Origin of the sequence: Gimesia fumaroli (assembly GCF_007754425.1) — a bacterium.
Taxonomy (GTDB): domain Bacteria; phylum Planctomycetota; class Planctomycetia; order Planctomycetales; family Planctomycetaceae; genus Gimesia; species Gimesia fumaroli.
In genome coordinates this window covers 622,093-640,805 of sequence record NZ_CP037452.1, presented here as the reverse complement: position 1 = coordinate 640,805, position 18,713 = coordinate 622,093, and the positions used below count along the sequence as shown (strand labels likewise).

General features: G+C 45.7%; 15 protein-coding genes, 1 tRNA gene and 1 pseudogene. 10 read left to right on the top strand and 7 right to left on the bottom strand.

Annotated features, from left to right (window positions below; translation table 11 throughout):
- Positions 1–101: 101 nt before the first annotated feature.
- Positions 102–3,299, bottom strand: a complete 3,198-nt coding sequence (locus Enr17x_RS02505; protein WP_145305656.1) for a YCF48-related protein — start codon at positions 3,297–3,299, stop codon at positions 102–104.
- A 298-nt stretch (positions 3,300–3,597) separates the two neighbouring features.
- Here Enr17x_RS02505 and Enr17x_RS02500 point away from each other — a divergent pair.
- From Enr17x_RS02500 to Enr17x_RS02475, 6 genes and pseudogenes are all read left to right on the top strand, one after another.
- A tRNA-Leu gene (locus tag Enr17x_RS02500) sits at positions 3,598–3,682 on the top strand.
- Positions 3,683–4,101: 419 nt separating this feature from the next.
- Positions 4,102–4,479 (top strand): annotated as a pseudogene (locus tag Enr17x_RS29890) (integrase core domain-containing protein); the annotation flags it as partial.
- Between the two features lie 661 nt (positions 4,480–5,140).
- Positions 5,141–5,911 carry a DUF1573 domain-containing protein gene (locus Enr17x_RS02490; protein WP_145305654.1) on the top strand — a complete coding sequence of 257 codons (771 nt, stop codon included), beginning with the start codon at positions 5,141–5,143 and terminating at the stop codon, positions 5,909–5,911.
- A gap of 30 nt (positions 5,912–5,941) precedes the next feature.
- Positions 5,942–7,111, top strand: a complete 1,170-nt coding sequence (locus tag Enr17x_RS02485) for a hypothetical protein (protein ID WP_145305653.1) — start codon at positions 5,942–5,944, stop codon at positions 7,109–7,111.
- 75 nt (positions 7,112–7,186) lie between these two features.
- Positions 7,187–7,609, top strand: a complete 423-nt coding sequence (locus tag Enr17x_RS02480) for a hypothetical protein (RefSeq protein ID WP_145305652.1) — start codon at positions 7,187–7,189, stop codon at positions 7,607–7,609.
- Positions 7,610–7,758: 149 nt separating this feature from the next.
- A complete protein-coding gene (locus Enr17x_RS02475) occupies positions 7,759–9,330 on the top strand; it encodes an ArnT family glycosyltransferase (protein WP_198000932.1) in 1,572 nt (523 codons plus the stop codon).
- 141 nt (positions 9,331–9,471) lie between these two features.
- Here the strand turns inward: Enr17x_RS02475 and Enr17x_RS02470 are convergent, their stop codons facing one another.
- On the bottom strand, positions 9,472–10,305 hold the full coding sequence (locus tag Enr17x_RS02470; protein WP_145305650.1) for a carboxylesterase family protein: 834 nt from the start codon (positions 10,303–10,305) through the stop codon (positions 9,472–9,474).
- 219 nt (positions 10,306–10,524) lie between these two features.
- On the opposite strand from Enr17x_RS02470, the gene Enr17x_RS02465 reads away from it, so the two are divergent.
- The 4 genes from Enr17x_RS02465 to Enr17x_RS02450 all read left to right on the top strand — a co-directional run bounded on the left by Enr17x_RS02465 (position 10,525) and on the right by Enr17x_RS02450 (position 15,312).
- Positions 10,525–11,646 (top strand): DUF1559 family PulG-like putative transporter, encoded by a 1,122-nt coding sequence (locus Enr17x_RS02465; protein WP_145305649.1) that lies wholly within the window; start codon positions 10,525–10,527, stop codon positions 11,644–11,646.
- 153 nt (positions 11,647–11,799) lie between these two features.
- Entirely contained in the window at positions 11,800–13,098 is a 1,299-nt protein-coding gene (locus Enr17x_RS02460) for a carboxylesterase family protein (RefSeq protein ID WP_198000931.1), read from the top strand.
- A gap of 2 nt (positions 13,099–13,100) precedes the next feature.
- Positions 13,101–14,429, top strand: a complete 1,329-nt coding sequence (locus Enr17x_RS02455) for a hypothetical protein (protein WP_145305647.1) — start codon at positions 13,101–13,103, stop codon at positions 14,427–14,429.
- Positions 14,404–15,312, top strand: coding sequence for a DUF4339 domain-containing protein (locus Enr17x_RS02450; protein WP_145305646.1), 909 nt, complete (start codon positions 14,404–14,406; stop codon positions 15,310–15,312). Before Enr17x_RS02455 ends, Enr17x_RS02450 begins: the two co-directional genes overlap by 26 nt.
- Before the next feature lie 62 nt (positions 15,313–15,374).
- Here Enr17x_RS02450 and Enr17x_RS02445 read toward each other — a convergent pair whose 3' ends face one another.
- From Enr17x_RS02445 to Enr17x_RS02425, 5 genes are all read right to left on the bottom strand, one after another.
- A complete protein-coding gene (locus Enr17x_RS02445) occupies positions 15,375–16,628 on the bottom strand; it encodes a site-specific integrase (RefSeq protein WP_145305645.1) in 1,254 nt (417 codons plus the stop codon).
- Between the two features lie 68 nt (positions 16,629–16,696).
- Positions 16,697–16,969, bottom strand: coding sequence for a helix-turn-helix domain-containing protein (locus Enr17x_RS02440; RefSeq protein WP_145305644.1), 273 nt, complete (start codon positions 16,967–16,969; stop codon positions 16,697–16,699).
- A gap of 91 nt (positions 16,970–17,060) precedes the next feature.
- Positions 17,061–17,336: a hypothetical protein gene (locus tag Enr17x_RS02435; RefSeq protein WP_145305643.1), complete on the bottom strand. Its 276-nt coding sequence runs from the start codon at positions 17,334–17,336 to the stop codon at positions 17,061–17,063.
- A 356-nt stretch (positions 17,337–17,692) separates the two neighbouring features.
- A complete protein-coding gene (locus Enr17x_RS02430; protein WP_145305642.1) occupies positions 17,693–17,995 on the bottom strand; it encodes a hypothetical protein in 303 nt (100 codons plus the stop codon).
- 350 nt (positions 17,996–18,345) lie between these two features.
- On the bottom strand, positions 18,346–18,666 hold the full coding sequence (locus Enr17x_RS02425; RefSeq protein WP_145305641.1) for a hypothetical protein: 321 nt from the start codon (positions 18,664–18,666) through the stop codon (positions 18,346–18,348).
- Between the last annotated feature and the right edge of the window lie 47 nt (positions 18,667–18,713).

Genomic DNA, 18,713 nt, shown 5'->3' with positions numbered 1-18,713 from the left:
TGGAATAAGATTGATACTACGCGGACATGATAAGAGAATCTAATCGTAAGCGAAACAATTGCCGGCAGAGAAAATGAAAGAGTCCTTGGATTATCAGGCGCTTATTCAAAACGCAGCAAACCAAACGTATCCGGACGCGGCTCTGTCGTCAGCGGATGATTCCAGCCTTGTAAACCGACGGCCGGCAGAATGCGAACCACGGAAAAACCCCATGTTGTACGTTTCAGCTGTGTCGCAGGTGCCAATTCCTTCAGAGGAATCGCGATTTCGGTTCTCCAGTACTGTTTGTCCTTTTCACGGGCAACATACCAGCGCGGGTTCCAGCTCTGATCAATCCAGCAACGGTCGCTGGTCCAGCCTCGATGATCCACTTCCATCTGATAATAGGTTGTATAATCACGGTCGATGTCAAACGCGAATGAAAGTCGATCCTGCAATTGCAGATCGGCATCATAATCGCGGCCCGTATCAGGAGCCGCCGGGTAATTCAGCCCCGCGCTAACCGGGATGCTGGCAGCAAGATACAAATATTCTTTATCGTATGACATCAGCACAAACGGCCGACTGAGATTGTCACGCCCCGCTTCACCCTGCTTTTCCAGATCAGAGGCAGGCTTATCCGAAAGGCGCAGTTCATCTGCATCCTGCCAGCATTCATCGGACAACAGACCATCCAACACGGGACGTGTTTTTGTAAAACGACAAAGATAAACAGGCCGAGGCGGTGTACTGGCAGGATGCAGTAACCAGTTCTCTGCTTTGGCGATGCTTTTCCACGACTCATTCGCTCCAGGCTTATGAAAGTTGTGAAAAATGTCATCGGCTTTCCCGTGCGATCCAATCAAACGATAGAGCGAAGCCAGCGGAATCTGAACGTCCGGCGTTTCATAAAACGCGGGCGCATATTTCTGAAACCATTTTACAGCCGCCAGTGCCTGTTTTTTCCAGTTCTCAGCCGTCTGCGTACGCCAGTTCTGGGGTGCCCCTGTATTGAGTTGCCCAACCTGTTTCACAGTGCTCAGTAAAGGAGAAGGAAGTTTCTCTGAAAACTGAAATGCATTTTGTACCTGATTCGAAGCCTGCGGATCAGAATTCGTTGACCGCGAGCGTTCAACAGGGACCTGACGATTTCGTTGCCAGGCAATCTCTTCACTGGACCAGAGTTGAAATAGCCACAACATGCCCCGCACGGCTTCGGGTTCCTGAGGAAACTGTTCCACCAGCTCCTGATACGTGGCTTCTGCTTTCACTAAATCCTGATTCGCAATGTATTGCTGTGCCAACTGTTCTAACTGCAATGCCGCCTGCCGACGCGAAAGTCCTTGCGTAATTGTTTTCAAATGAGACATCAGCTGCGCGGAAAACAAAGGATCATTAATCAGCTTCGAGGCCATCGCCTTCAGATTCCGTTGACGTTCGGCCAGTTTTCGATTGCGTGCCTCATCGGCATCATTGATCTCAATCAACACACGGCGGGCAGCCGACCCGGGGGCAAGGCCGATCCCCGCAAACAAAGTCCCCCCGGAAATGGCAGGTTGCCTGTCGCCATTGTTCTCCTGATCGACATTAATGAGACGATAAACACTACGTTCTTCATCAGAGGCCAGAGTTTTACCGAGAATTTGTTTTCCTGTGGAAGCAACCGTGGCTGCCGTCGTGCCGAGACGTACCAGATATTCATCGGATTCCACAGAAACCTGACCGGAACTGCCAGGCGGCAACCGCAGGTAAACTTTCTTAACCTTCCAGGGCGTCAGGCCAGCGTGCTCGCGATGTTCTATATACCGTGTCGAATCGGCAGCGTAACGCACGGCCTGCAACATGGCATCTTTCACCAGGGTCGATGCAGCATCTTTCCCTTGTGGCTGATCGATAATTAGAACCTCGGGTCGCCATGTCCGCAACTGCGCCACGAATCGACTCAACGTGACTGAAGCCAGCCGACCTTCCGTATGCCGATTCCACTCTTCAATGAGACGGTCTGCATTCTGTTCGAGTCCCGGAATCTGAACCGGAAATCGCCAATCCTGCTGACCCAGCGAACCACCGACGCTGACTACCGATTCGTTCAATCGCAAATCCAAATCCTGTTGTGACTGACTGTCCGGCCCCAGATCGCGACGGATGGGTAACGCAACCAGACTGCGGTAACCCTGATCGCCCGCATATTTACTCAACATATCAAACGAAATTTGTGAGGGCCGGGCATGCACACACATCAAAGCCACACGCCGGGGAGTCCTATGGTTGGACTGCCAGGTACGTCCCCCGTCCGTTGTGGACAGTATTGTGCCCAAGGCTCCGACAGCACAACCGGTCCGATCATCGACAAAATGAATCGCTGCCAGAGGTGCACTCTGATTGGTCCATTGCTGACGCCAGGTTTTGCCCCGGTCCGTTGAATGCCAGATCACGGAACCTGGATCGCCGGCAATCCAGATCAGATCGCCGCGAACTTCGACAGCCCGAAAATCTGAAAAATCTTTGAGCGAGTCAGGCAGCGCCGTCTCCGGCATCTCCCAGACAACGCCCTTGTTGACCGATTTCCGCAGTAACGCACCATCGCCGACCATCCAGCCAGTTGATGTCATCGGCAGTTTGACAGCCTGAATTCCTCTTAATCCTTGAGGCGGAAACCGTGGAGGCAATACCGAACCGCCGCCGACTAGAATCAGACGGCCTTGAGATCCCGCAACCACTCCCGTATCCACATCAAAAAACGCAGCGGTACGATAGCCTGTAGATTCGTAGCCGGTCACATCCTGCCACGTCTTGCCACCATCTGTGGTTTTAAATACACCGGTCGCGTGTTGTACCGAAGCATCGCCGACAACCACACCTTCCTTCATTCCGAAAAAACGGACGTAGTGCAATCGAGGCAGGCGTTTCTGGATCAGTTCTTCCCAGGTCTTGCCCCCATCTTTTGTGAACAGTAAGACTCCCTGATTCAGATGTCCGTATGCTGCTGTACCACCGCCGACGATCCAGCCAATTTGATCTGTCAGAAAACAGATATGACGCAAGGGGCACTGCACGGGACTGGAAACGAACTGCCACGTCCTTCCGCCATCCTCGGTTTTTCGAATCACCCCATGGTCACCAACCGCCCAGCCGGTCTTGGATCCCAGAAACTGTACGGCGTGCAGGTTGGCATCATCCAGTAAAGGCGAACCTGAAACCGCAGATCCTGTGTCAGCAAAGAGAGATTGAGAAACAGCCAGCAGACTGAGAATCGGCAGGCACCTGAACAATGCTGATAGACTCTGGATTTTGTAGTTCTCTTGGTTAAAAAACAGCATCGGACATCCTTGTTCGAATCGATTCCAAGCAAAACAGATGATCAGACAAGCCACTTCTACTCAGATTAGTCCTGATTCCCTGTCAAAAGCGGGGCGTAGTTTACAAAAATGCCGATTTTACGGGAGGGGAAGTTTAAACTCATTGCAGGTCCATTTTCACAAAATCCCGGTATTTTCCCCCGTGGATTGCTAGTGACATCCCTTGAAGGGCCTACCCGGATTGTTATACTGGGAAATCCTCGTGATTGAGCTGATCTTCAGTGATCCATTCAGAATAGAAGAGCAAACTCAACAACAAGCCCAAGTGGCGGAATTGGCAGACGCGCTAGCTTGAGGGGCTAGTGGGGGTAATCCCCGTGGAGGTTCGAGTCCTCTCTTGGGCACTTTGATATTAAAGGACTTAGGGTAATTAAACCCTGAGTCCTTTTTTGTTGAATGGAATTACCGCGGACAAATCGCGGACAGAATTTCAATGAGATTGGAAATACATTGAATCCCATTGCCCCCCAGAGCTCACTGGTAATGTTCGCTGCAAAACTGACTACCGCGATCCGAGTGATGTAACAGACCTCTTGCGGACAGAGACGGATGGTCACCCTCTACCACAGAACTGGTAGGTCCTGCGACTCGTAAAAAGGATTCAACTTCCAAGAAAGCTCCTGTTCCTGCACCGAAGAAAGAACTTAAGAAAGCACTAGCCCCAAAACGGGCACCTGCTCCAGCTCCGAATAAGGAGTAATTATGCTTTAGTTCATGATGATCTATGAGCTCGCTGCTCTATTTTAAAACTTGTTTAACACAACTGACTGGAGATGATGTGGTGGCAGTTCTGGATCGCGTCAAAGCGGCTCGAGACTGTCCCCAGTCAATCCGTGTAGATAAAACGGCCCTGAGTTCATTTCGAAGAGTCTGGACTGGTGGGCTTACTTCAACAAAGTAACTCTAGATTTCAGTCGACTGGGAAAACCAACCGACAATGCGTATTGCGTATATTGAATCGTTCAACGGGCGGGTTCGCCAGGAGTGTTTAAACCAGCATTGGTTTTTAAGCCTGGCAGACGCTCAGGAACAAATCGACCAGTGGCGGCTGGACTATAACGAAAACCGCCCACACAGCTCACTGGGAAACCAGACCCCGGTGGAGTTCGCGAAAAATTCATCTCTGGCGCGCCAGGGATGAATTTACTGACCTTGCCCCCAACCTTGAGCCAATTGGAATGTTCGAAATTCAAGGTAATCATCCACTGGTGCGCATGGTGGCTGCCATATCCGTTCTATTTTCTGATGCAAAATACGCTTGAGATCATTTTTATGAATCTCCCGGTGCCCGTTCGGTGTTTAACATGGGAAGGCAGTTCATTACTACGAACGGCGAAAATTCGATCTGTTATTCCACGATTGCCAGATGGGCCTGCATCCCGTTTTTGTTGCTGGGAGAACTCATCTGCTCCCCCCTGGACGAAAGAATTGTGCGACCCGTTCGCTGAGATCTTCTCATTAACGCTCTGGTGTTACACTCCCAACATGCTGGCGCATAGTCAAATAATGACGTCGATTCTCCGTCTAAAAAAACATGGGAAAGTAAGTACTTAATCCATTTATAATAAATGTCTTTAACCTCAACTAGCAAATGCACTTAAATTGATTTTTGATTAATATAGAACTTCGTTGTTTGTCCATTTCTCGAAATGAGTGTTGATATTTACAACCTTATCTGTATATTCAACCACATGGAACATGACCATCAGGCCACTCGTGTTTTTCTCTAGAAATACAGTGCTTATATATATTGTCCTGCCAAAGCAATCGCATACACACATGTAAGCAACCAAGACCTAGCCATGAAACTAAATAGTTACTTAAAAAGTGTATTCTACTTACTAACAGGAATTATTTTTCTTGGAAGTGCCTTTATTTTAGCGGCAAAATTAGATGGCACCAAAACATCCTCTCAACCTGAAGGACTGCAGGTAACCCCGCTTGTATTAGATCTTGGCAAAATCAATCAGGGTGAGATTATAAATGAAGAAGTCAACATAAATAACTACTCAAAAGATACGTTCACAAACGTAAAACTTTTGTCATCTTGTGGTTGCACAGTAGTATCAAATGTACCAAATCGTTTCCTGCCCGGTGAATCATTTCAACCGAGGATCGAATTCAATTCTTCAGGTAAAAGGGGGAAATCAAGAGCGAACTTACTGCTGGAATATGTATCGCCAGGAAACCAAAAAGAAACAAAGTTGATAGAGTTAGTAGCTGATGTAGAGCCAACTATTTACTTGACGCCTACAAAGCTCAGCTTTTCTCCAAATGATAGTTTCAACTCTGAACAAATCATTCAATTAAATTCGCATAATGGAGTAGGTTTTATGATTGACCTGCTCTCGATAGATCATTTTGCCTTTGATTGTGAAGAAGTCTTTGAATCAGCGAAAGATGTTGAGTCAAATACAAGAGCAAGATCGATCCGTATCATTTTTGATTCTGATCGATGGAAATCAAATGTAAAACGAATGGGCAAAATTACTGATTTTAAGCTAAGGATAAAAACGAACATCAAATCTGAACCTGCAATCGAAGTTCCCATCGAAGTTCAGGACACAATATAAATCAGCTTGCCCACGATTGGAAAAAAATTTATGATTCCACGACTTATCAATAAAGAGTATTCACTCAAGCAATTGGTCTTGTTAATTATTTTTGGATTATCATTGCATTTTACGAATGATTCATATGCGTTTGATGAAGATCTGGTTCGGGAACAAGCAGAAAAACTCTTCAAAGAAATCTACGACAATCGATTAAAGCTTGAGACAGCAAAGTTAGATTGGATCGTTGAGATCAAGGAATGGAAAGATCGTCCAGAACAAGTCGGCGCCACTTCAAATTATACTGGATGGTATGACTATCGTGAAAATCGTTTTCGAGTTGAACTTGAGCAAGAATCGACGACAAACCCTGAGTTAAATAGTGAAAACAGATTTGCCTTCGACAAAGATCGTTATCTGCTGTTTTCTGGAGATAATACTGCCGGAAAAGAATATGATGGATATGACGTTCAATTTATGAAATCGAAAGATTCCTCAGTGATTTACTCCCTTTCAACAGATCCCAGATTAGTCGGAATTTTGCCTTCAGGCTACTATGGGTTACTCTCTAACTCATTAGAAGATTTCCTCAAGATATTAACTAAAGCCAGCAAAATAGAGATCACTAAAGAAGATCTTGATCAGAGAAATGTGATAAAGCTAATTATCTGGCAAGATACAGGGACTGACTACAAGGTAACTTATTGGTTAGCCCCCGACCTTGATAATATGCCAATTAGAATTGAGACACATGCAGAACGGAATGGCGTTGTCATGAAAAATGAGTTTAAAACTCAGTGGAAAGATTATGAAAGTCCCACTGAAACAAATGGAAGAGTATGGCTTCCTTTGAAGCTGGAAGCCAATAAATGGAAAAATGATGAATTGATCAAAGTGGAAGTTTTCAAATTGATTGATGCCAAGCTGGGGGAAAGAGCAGATGACAGGTTATTTACCTGGGACGGCATGAATATCAAAAACAAGTTTGTTGTCGATTTTATTTCACAAAACAGCAAGTTTACGAAACAGTGGAATAATACGAAGAAAGAATTTGAGGCATGGCAACCAGTGTTTCTAAATGATGTTGTCAAAAAATCACTTCCCGAAAGAAAAAATGTGCCTCAGTCTCAAAGTTATACAATGTTGATACTGATCATATTTAATGGAATTGTCGGTCTCGTATTAATTTTTTGGGCAGTGAAAAGGTTTGTGTTCAAGTGACAAACACAATTTTTTATGAATGAGCAATGATACTCGATGTAGGATTTTTTTCACAAACTTAAGAAGGAGATTAGAATGATGCTTGAAAATGTTTCTAAAAAAAGAAATGACTCAAAGGCCTTTTCGTATCGAACTGTTTTTATTGCATGCATGTTATTATTAGCTATATGTACTCAATACTCCTTACAGAACGTACTCGCACTGGAACCTTGCACGAAACTACCTTTTCAGAGCAATGTCGACTGTGTTGCAGCTTTTCCCAACCCTGTACCTCCCGACTGCGCAGACATGATTGTCCCGGATAAGATCGATAAATGTGGTACAGCTGGGCCAAACACGTCATCTGATAATTGTAAAACGTCAACTGTAGAAGACAACTGTAACAGAAGATATCCATATGAAGTGAATTCTAGCATGACTGGCTGCGTATCTGCAGGACCATTTGTACAAAACAAAGCATTAAAAGCAGTAGATGGAGGCGCTTGTCTTGTTGAATAGCCTCTTATTGAATCGTTAGTGATATGTTTCTTTTCAAGATAAAGGCAAGGCGATGGAATATTTTCATCGCCTTGCTACTATTGATTCATGCGTTCTTACTCGCAGGTATTTCATTTAGAAGCAGTCCTAATCTAAATGAACCGGGACACATGGTTGCTGGACTTGCTTTCTGGCATTTTGGAGACACTTCCTTATATCGTGTGAATCCTCCGCTCATCAAAGTGATTGCCACTCTACCGGTTTTTCTTTCAAAGCATGAAACTAATTGGGCAGCATATATTCCCAATCCACAAGCGCGTTCTGAATTTGTTCTCGGTTCTGCTTTTTTCAAATTAAATGGCGTTCATTCTTTTTGGTTATTTTCTATCGCTAGATGGATTTGTATTCCATTGAGCATAATGGGTGGCATCGTTTGCTATTGTTGGGCAACAGACTTATATGGCTCTAAGTCCGGAATTCTTGCCCTGACTATGTGGTGTTTTTCCCCAAATGTTCTCACATGGGGAGCATCCATTACGCCTGATCTAGGTACAACGGCATTGGGAATAATCGCTAGCTATGCTATGTGGAAATGGTTAAAAACACCTGAATGGTTTCATGCTATTTTTTCTGGAGTATTTTTAGGTCTTGCACTTTTATCAAAAACTCTTTGGATCTTTCTGTTTATTTATTGGCCGTTGTACTGGTTTTTCCTAAAAATCACCTCAAAAAATGTTACAAAATCACAATGGATAAATCAGGGGGTACAACTCAGCATAATACTAATGATCGGGATCTATTTCGTTAACTTGGGATATGGCTTTAGAGGTACTTTTAAACCATTAGGTCAATACCATTTTATCAGTAATACGCTGACTGGTAATACAAACCATTTAGAAAACACCCATGGATTAGAAAATCGCTTTCGAGGTGGAATACTTGAGAAGGTTCTAATCCCTGTCCCAGAAGATTATGTTTTAGGAATCGATCTTCAAAAGAGAGACTTTGAACTTGGCAAATGGTCATACCTTCGTGGAGAGCATCGTTTGGGGGGGTGGTGGTATTATTATATTTATGCCATCCTAATTAAAGTTCCCTTAGGGTACTGGTTATTATTTTTGCTGGCATGTTTTTACACGCTTAAAAAATTGACAGAAGTTTCCTATCGTGATGACTTATTCCTGATCCTACCTGCAGTCATAATACTGGTATTGATTAGTTCTCAAACCGGCTTCACCAAGTACTTACGTTATGCGCTTCCTTGCTTTCCATTTGTTTTTATATGGATGAGTAAAATTGCTCAGTTATGTGGGCAGCAGTTTCAATACTCACTAACAATTTATATTTCGATGACCTGGGCTATTGTAAGCAGTCTTACAGTATACCCGCACTCCATGTCTTATTTTAATGAATTAATTGGAGGCCCATCAGCAGGTGCAAAACATTTGCTCGACGCAAACATTGATTGGGGACAAGATTTGCTTGAATTGAAAAAATGGTGTGATCAGCAACCGGCTATGGAACCGTTCTATGCAGATTGTTTTACTTTTCTCAACATGAACGATTTGGGAATTCAGGCAAAACATCCTCCCTCCGAAGCATCTCCCGGCTGGTATGCAATTAGTATTACTCAAAGATATGGAAGGGGAAAACGATATAAATATCTTGATCAATTCGAACCTGTAAAAAAAATTGGTTATTCAATTTTAATTTATCACTTAACCGATTCGGCGAATAAGTAAGTGTTTCGAATTAAAATAACAGTGACTTTCCCCCTTTTTCCGTACCAGTTGATTCAGAAATGGGAGGGGAAGATCACTGTCACACTCTCTTTTCTGTTGCGACCTAGCCTGTGATGGATGTCAAACAAAGTCTCCCCATACTTATTGCTTCTGATCAAATAACCAATCAAGCAATTGATTTGATTGACCATAGGTCTGACTCCAGCAGTTGTGTTTGCCCCCTTCTAATTCATGGTAGAGGGGACTTGCTCCCAGAGCTCTAAGGGCTTCAATCATTTTTCTTGACTCGGAAACCGGAACCACTTGATCTTCATCGCCATGCACAACCCAGAGGGGAAGATGTACGAATTTTGAAACTGTCTCGGGGTCACCGCCTCCGCAAATGGGAGACGCGGCTGCAAATAAGTCTGGGTATTGCGCGATCATGCTCCATGTGCCGTACCCGCCCATGGAAAAGCCGGTGATATAAATCCGCCGTGGATCGATGGCGTGTTTTTGTGAGATCTCCGAAATCATCTGATGAATGAGATCAATCAAATTCCGGGAATCCTGTGGCGAATTGGGAGCAACGATGGCGGATGACCAGTTCATCTCCTTCGGGCACTGTGGTGCCAGCAGATAACAGGGGTATTTCTCTTGCCTATCAGGCTGTGCCATCTGCTGTGGTAGAGACCTCAATTGGCTCACATTATCATACCCCCGTTCTCCTGATCCATGCAAAAACACAATCAGTGGATATTTTTGATCGCGTTCTACGACACGAGGTTTTAACAATCTGGCAGTAAAGGGGACTTGTGTTGTGTAGACCGGGAATTGTATTGGGTAACTTAATTCTTCGAAGTTGTAGACCGCATCGGAGTCCAAACCTTTCTCATCGAGTACCTGGCGTTCCTGATACCGGATTGCTCCTAAAGCAATCAGATTCACAGAGCCCCATATCAGGAAGCAGATCAGATTGAATTTTGAGATTTTCATATTCCTGCTCGTGTAAGATTATAGGTGGCAAGACACCCATTGATCATATAAACCGATCATCCCATATCTAAACATTGATGCGAAAAGAAGAGTCGACGATTATTCTGTGAATCTTTCTTGAGAGGTAAAAAACAGTCGTGCACATGAGAACCATCTGTGATAGTATACTAGTGGGCAACGTGTTTTTTGAACAATAATCGTACAAAAGGAGCGTAATTCATGAAACGAAGAAACGGCTTTTCGTTAATCGAACTCCTTGTTGTAATTGCTGTCATCGGTATCCTGATTGCGCTAGCAATCCCGGCGATTCAGGCTTCCAGACAGGCTGCTCGCAGGACGCAGTGCCAGAATAATCTGAGGCAGATCGGCTTGGCGCTGCACAACTACCATGAACAGTTCCAGACATTGCCACCTCTGGCAATCTGGGGAGGGCCCCCAGGTGAACCGCTGGGAGGTGGCGCCCTGCCGATTGGTCTTATAGATCGGGTGGCAATGGGAAATTCTCCTGGCAGTGAACCAGATCGATTATTCGCGAACTGGCTGCTACTCATGCTACCACAGTATGAGCAATCGACGCTTTATAACCAATATAACTTTAATGCTCCCGTAGCTCATCCTGATAATACTGAGATCAGGACCGCTGAAATTTCCTTGCTCAAATGCCCCAGCGATCCGCAAAACGCGGCTGAAAATCGACATCAGCGAGACTATCTGGCAGGGACTGCCAACAATCTATATGCACGCGGAAATTACGCAATGAACTTTGGGCCGGACCGTGGATGTGCCCGCGGCATACAACCGGGATGCGATGATGGTTTTTTCCTGGATGATCCAGATGTGATGAACAAAAACAGTTCTCTTTGGGGGTCCGGAGTAGGTGGTTTCAACAAAGCATTTCAGTTGAAAGACTTTACGGCAGGCCAATCGAATGTCGTGATGGTGGAAGAAGTACGCGCGGGAATTCATCCCGTTGACCCCCGTGGAACCTGGGCATTGGGCTTCATCGGCGCCAGTGGCACTGCGCGACATGGCATTGTGGATCAGAGAGAGGATGCCTATGGTCCAAATAATAATAACTCAGGGTCTGATGACGTTGTGGGCTGCAGCGCTCTGAAAAATACACTTTTTAGTGACTCAGAATTAATGGCTCAGGGGATGCCCTGTCATGTCAATTCACCAATTGAATCGAATTCGCAAGCGACGGCGCGTAGTATGCACGCCGGAGGCGTGTTTGTTCTACTGGGAGATTCATCGGTTCATTTTATTAATAACTCAGTCGCGATCGAAATCTGGTACTCAATGCATACACGTGATGGAAGCCTGGCAACGACAGCCCCTTGATGCATTCCTTATGTCGAACGTATGGGTCTCGTATCGTTTCACAATTTGTACTGAAGAAGTGACATTCTTTGAGGTTAAGGAATGGCGAAAAGAGTTGGCATTCTACTATTACTTCTCACTCTGATTGCATCAGCCAACGCAGGGATTCTTTTAATGATCCCGTCTGAAAAAAACTGGTGTGTTCAACATTGGGAGCGGATTCAGAATAGGTCAAAGCAGGGCTTTGTCAGCCGTGAATTTATTGATAAACAGGGCGTAATGCATAACTATGCGGTCTATGTCCCCCATCAATTAAAAGTGAATGAAAAGCCCCCGTTGATCGTATTCCTGCATGGAGCAGGTGAAAAAGGAACCGATGGGACAAAACCCTTACTGGCAGGTATAGGTCCTGCCATCTGGGAGTCAAAACGACATTTTCCCTTCGTTGTTCTCTTTCCGCAATACGCTCCTTCCTTTCAAGATAACACTCAGGATCAGTACTTCCAGCGTGTCATGCAGATGATCGATTTTACCATAAGCGAATATAACATCGATCCAGATCGCATCTCAGTCACCGGAATTTCAATGGGTGCTAACCAATGTTGGGATATCGCTGATCAATACCCGGATCGCTTTGCGGCTGTCTGTCCTCTCTCTGCTTCATGCGCCCCAAAATTGATCAAGCAGGTCGTGTCTTCAAATACGGCAGTCTGGAACTTCTATGTCCGCGGTGATGATCCACTTTCAGGAGATCGATACCGTCAACTGTATCCGAAATTATTGGCGAGTGGATACAGTCCACGTTTCACAGAATTAGACGGTACACTGTCTACTCAATGGTGGAAACATAATGCCTGGGATTATGCCACGAGGAACACAGCATTTCTTAGCTGGTTACTGCAGCAGAATCGATCCAAAAATCAAACAGAACGGCCCTTTGAGGTGATTTCGCCTGATGCTGAATCTCCCCGATGGCAGATCAACGATCCGACTTGGACAATATCTTCGCAAGCGACGCTTGATTTTCAGGGAACCCATTCGGCCCCAAGTCCACCCGCCCGATATCTGAACGAATTCCAAAACTATGAGCTGCATCTTCAGTTTAAAGTGAACCAGGGGAACGGCTGCAGTTTACAGTATTTTAAAGGCCTCAAAACAAATGAGTCTGGTTTTCTGAAAATGGATATTGTGACAGCTGAACAGGGAAGCGGAGGAGTCTTAGAATATCCAGAACAAAAATGGTTGGCGAGTTCAAAACGTCTTGCGCAGCATGCATTCGTGCCCAACGAATGGAATGAGCTGAGGCTCAAAGTCAGTCAATCTCAGCTGAACGTGGAATTGAATGGATGGGGAATCTATTCTCTGAAGAAGGAAGATTGTTCACAGTTGAATGGGGATTTTGCCCTCAGCGTTCCTGACTCGACAACAGGGAATGTCCAATGGCGTTATCTTCGCATTCGGGAAATGGAATAACCATGAAAAGAATTCATGTACCAGTCTCGAACCGTTTGCTTATCTGCTTGCTCCTCCTGGCGTTTGCCCTCTGTCTCAAGACGACAGCCCGGGGGGCAGAACAGCAGCAGTCAGAAACACCAGAATCAGCTCAGCGCACCAAAACAAAAAATAAAATCCTTAAAATTTGGAAACAGCGTCAACAGGAAACAGACTCGCTCATAGCAACATGGGACATCATGCGGGAGGCCCCCGATAATTTTTGGAGTACTTACCAGGCAGATTACAGCATTCCCGCTACTGAGAAACCCCAGGCCTCCCCTAAACTATATATTTTAGATGAAAAAGTACGCTTTGAGTCTCCTCGCTGGCACAAGTTTGCACAGTTAGAATTTACCGGGTACTCGACGGTTGCTCACAAAGGACTCTCTGGCGCAACGAACAGTAAAGCATATAAATTTGCCCGCGAAAGCCATTTTGATGATTCCTGCCCTCAGCTAAAATCGTCGCATCACTTGATCAGCCTGTTTGACGGAAATAACCAGACTGATTTTTTTCAGCCTTTTCAGACTGGAATCGCTTTTGTTCGCCTGACCGATCGGAATCATGCTGAAAAAGGGAGACACCCCTGGGTAGAACAATCGATCTATCGGCCTTTACTCTTAACATATCGGCCTTTCGGCCTGTTGAAACAAAAGCGTAACGCAGACTCATTTCGCTTACTGGAAACAGCTTCGCTGATTGAGAGTCGTAACTGTGTGGTCATGGAGTATCCGGGCCCCAATGGACTCCAGGGACGTTGCTTTATCGACCTGGAACGTGATGCCACAATTCTTCGAAACTTACTTCTCCGCGATGACAAAATCATGGAACAGATCGATATACAATATCAAAAGAACTCATCGGGTAAATGGATTCCAGAACAGTGGACTGTGATTTTAAAAAGCCACTTTGAAGACTTCCCAGGACGCCCACAGACAATTCAATATGTCAGTTGTCATTTACCTGAGATTGCCATCAATGCTCCAGTTTCACCAGACCTGTTTCAGATCAATTATCCGCCAGGAACTTATTTGTTTGATGAACCCCAGCACAAAAGCAGTGTTATACTAGCTGAAAATCAGAGCAGACCACTCAAATTTCATGAAATAGCACAACTCGATTTAATGCAGAAGTACCCAAGTCCCCACGATTCAAAAAATCAAAACAGGCCCCCAATTTCAATCATTGCGATTCTGGCGACCACGTTTGTGATCGTTCTCATCTTCCGAAAACGTTTCTCCAGACGAGCTGTATTTTCGCCCGGTCAGATTCAGGAGCAGCTTGATGAATCCGACACACAATCATCATAAAGACCAATGGTATTTTCAGTACCAGGGAGAGGTGATCGGCCCTGTTTCCAGGCAGGTTCTGCTCAAAAATATCCGAACAGGTATCATAAAGCCAGACACCCTTATTAAAACTGAGACCGAACTGACTTGGACAAAAGCAGAAAGCCTCAAAGAAATCTTCGTAGAAGCGCATGCAGAAAACAAGCCCGATAACTCTGCGAACGCGGCAGCGAAGCTCCTTTCCAATATGCATCACCGGGGTTTCCAAACCCTGAGTGAGGAAGAGAGTGCAGATTCGTTTTGGAGTAAGGTCTCATTTTCAGGAGTCAAACCATTTTTACCCAATTGGGCAGATGTTTCATCTTCTGTTGCAGAATTCCTGGTCGAGAAGCTGAGTATTTTAAAATACGGATTCAAATTATGGGTGATTTTACCGTTGCTCCTGCTGGTAGTGTCAGGACTGTGTATTAAATTCTTTGCTATCGATTGGTATCACCAGAAGATCGCCTACGAAACTTATTCGCATATCTGGGAAGACCTTCAGCGTCTACGTGACTTGGAAATTGATGAGCATCAGTGGGACAGCTTCAAGGTGGATACAAAATCGAAAATCGCGAGCATTAATTCCAGTATCGAAAAGGCAGCTACGATTCAAGATCCGTATTCAATGGAACTATTAAGGGCCGGGAGAGACTATCTACCTAGGATGCTGGATGATGCCCGCAAAGCCCCCAGCGCATCAGAGAAGAAATTTGCCATTCATATGCAGAAAGCAGCCCGATATGCACACCCCCAGGCTCTGAAGGCAGATTCGATGAATATCGTCGGCATATTGTTTGTCATCTTCGACACCTGCCTAATTGGCTGGGGAGCATTTTTATTGATTAGAAAAATTCGTAGTTGATGCTATCGCGGACAGAATTTCAATAAGATTGAAATTTCAATGTATATCGTAATTGTGAGTCTTTAGTGAAATACAGACCGAATCGCTGCTTGCTTCACTTCGGGAAACAGATGACGGTAACGACGACGCATTTCTTCAGTCGTGTGTCCCACGAATTCATCGATCAGCCTTTGGTCGATCGAATGGGATGCGAGATTGCTGATGAAGGAATGCCGCAGGCAATGCCATCCAGGAATGACACTCCATTTACTGTTTTTCAACACTCTCTTGAAGCTGCTGTGTGCCTCATCACGTGTAATAGCTCGGGCTCTTTTAGACTGCTTTTGATTCGACGTGTCGTTTACGGCAAACATATATTTCCCACCGGGATGTTCGCCTTTCCATTCCTGCAGCGTTTCTTTGAGTAGTGAGGACATCGGAACCCTGCGCGTTGATTCTTGCCCACGGCGACGTTTTTTCTCATGAATTATGAGTATATCATCCCGAATGTCGGTTAGCTGTGATCGCATGAGTTCACTACGACGGGCTCCTGTATGAGCTGCCGCAACAACCATCGGATAAAGAAATGTGTGAGATGCTTTCTCACGCACATGTTGAATCAATTTATCAATCTCATCTGTTCCCAGATACAGGCACTCCCAAAGATCGTCTTGCTGTTCCTGAGTCAGATTATCCTGTTCAATTTGAACTGTGATTTCATCGAACGTTTGAAACGAAGGGCGTTCGGTTGATTTTGGAAGTCGCACATCCCGAATTTCAGGAATCTCAGAAGAAAGTTTGCCACGCTTCTTACCCCATTGAAGTACGCGTCGCAGAGTGACAAGTTCCTTTTTAATTGTATTCGCGCTAATTTGTCCTTTCCGGCGACCATTGTCTCTCCGACGTTTCTTGCTGTAGAGATCAAGGGCGTTCAAATCGATCTCTTCGACGAATACATCTTTCCCCAGTACGCGAAGTAAGTTATTCCGATGCGTTTTTATTAACGAAAGAGTCGATTCTTCCAGCGAACCGTCTGGTAATGATGCAAAAAATGACTCAAAAAGATCGCGGAGAGCAAGCTGCGTTTCAGTAACGGAATCGCTGTCACTGACATGGGGAGTTGTCAGTTTTCCATCAGACAGCAAAAACGTCGGAATGTCGGCGTCAGGTGGCAGAGAGATTCGGCCACTCTTGACGTCTCGAACCGTCTGTTCAAGATTTGCCAGTAATCGATTGGCTTCTTTCTCGTCGTCGGTATGAAACGACCTAGTATACTTCTTGCCGCCGAACCGAAATACGACGTTGAAATAGCCAGTGCGATTCTCAAGTGAAGCCATGAGAGGTTATATCACCTTGCAAGAAAAACATTGTGAAGTCCAGATCAGTCCTATTGATGGCGCAGCCTTCATTTTCGAAGAACGAGTGGTCTTGGACCATGATTCAGAATGCGTTGGACTTCTTCATGATTGACCCGCCACTCATGTTTCCGTCCATCAGCTTCTTTTTCCGCTGTGATACGACCAAGGCGGCACCATTCGCGGACTGTAAATTCGGCACGGCCCGTGAGTTCTGCGAGATCCGCCGTGCTGTACCATTTCTTTTGAGTTTTTTGTTGGATCAGTTCAGAGAGAAGCGTTTCGATCTTTTCGAGTCGATTCTCAATATCTGGTACGTTCATCTTCACACCTTTCAAGTTTTGGTAAATTAAAGAAAAGAGGGGACGGTGATCGAAGTTTCAATCACCGTCCGGAAACGAATCTGTCAGAGCATTAGCCCAGAATGATTTCGGCCTCAGCCCTTTCAACGTATCCCTGTGCCATTTGCAGCACGCGAACCGCCTGTGGCAATTCAGCCAGGTTGAAGGAAGACGTATATTTGACATCATCCCCATCCTTATACCGTTTCTGCACATTGACGCTGCGGACTGTGATGGGTCCTTCGTCTGTTTCAATCTCATGTCCAAAAACGGAAGCCGTGATAAATCCAATCCGGAATACTTTTTCCGGAGGATTATTACTGCTTCGTTTGGCGTTTTTTTTAGTCATGGGGCCAACCTTTCTGTGTAAGGAACAGTTGTGGATTGCTTCTCAACATGAATCAGCAACCCGTCAGATTCGCTTTTCTGCCTGCACAATGCAGACCGGGAACGACAATGCCACGGGTTTGCAAGGTGCGCAAGGAGATCGTGGGCGTTTTCAATAGGGAGGTCTGGAACTTTTTCAAATCGAAAAAGGGTGATGAGCGGGGGAGTGATTCCCGCTCATCGAATTCGATCCATCAAGTGAATCATGTCCAGCCATTCACAACGCTCGGTACGCCTGGCGGCGACGCTTAACGAAGCTATCGGCTTCCTACTTTGAGAGTAGGGAAGTGCGCAATTACGGTTGCTCAACTCCAGATTTCACATTGTTGCAGTCTTCCACTGCATTACCGATACACCCGCATTCACATTGGCGGCAGAGCCCCCAACAATAGTAGCCGTCTGCCGAATCACCGCAGCATTGGCAGCGGATTGCATTCTCGATGTTGTCATTTCTGATACACCGAAGGCAGGCAGTGTCTCTCGTCGGGTTTCTCGGATCTTCACATTCGAGAACGCAAATTTCGGAATATTCCCAAAACTCACGATCACAAAAACAACAGTGTCCGAAGAATCGGTGCGGATCGGTTGTACCGAATCCGCCCCTGTTGCTGCATTCTTCACAATAGGCGAAGTCTTGCTGATCTGGCTTCCGAGAAAAAGGGTCTGACCACACCGCTCCGTGGCAAAGCGGATTCTCCGGTGTGTCCTTACATTTACAGTACGTGCAGTTGTCCATAACAAAAAGGGAAAGGAAATGACTCCCCGGCCTCGAATGCCAGGGGGAGGGGACTGCACCTAGCCCTACTCTCCACCGTCCGTAACCGGTGGAAGGTAAGGCTTCGATACAGTGAATTGTGCGGAACGGCTGAGAGGGCAACCGTTCCGAAGTTCTTTGATTCTCACTCCAGTCTCGTTGGCTTGAGCAGGCTCCTGCCAGCCAACGAAAATCCTTCACCGTTGCGATTGCATCTTTACGCATCGTTCTGCTCCTCGGCTATGCCGCCGTTTTCAATGAATTCCCATGCTTTGATGAGCGCCATTGAAGCTGGCAGTAAATGTTCCGGGAATAAAACGTGCGTTCGCTTTGTCTCATTGCCGTCCCGGTAGGAACGGGTGAGACTGACCATCCACGTTTCGCGTGGTTTACCGTCGGCAGATGGAATCTGCTTGGGCCAGACAGCAGCACTGATGCCGCTGAATTCCACACGACAAATGGGTGGTTGTTTTGCTTCCTTAACCTTGTTAGTGGTGTTAGAAACTTTTGCCGGTGTTGTTTTCTTGTCATTTTCCATAATGATCTTGGGAGTAAAGAAATTAAAATCCGTCAAAATGACGGGAC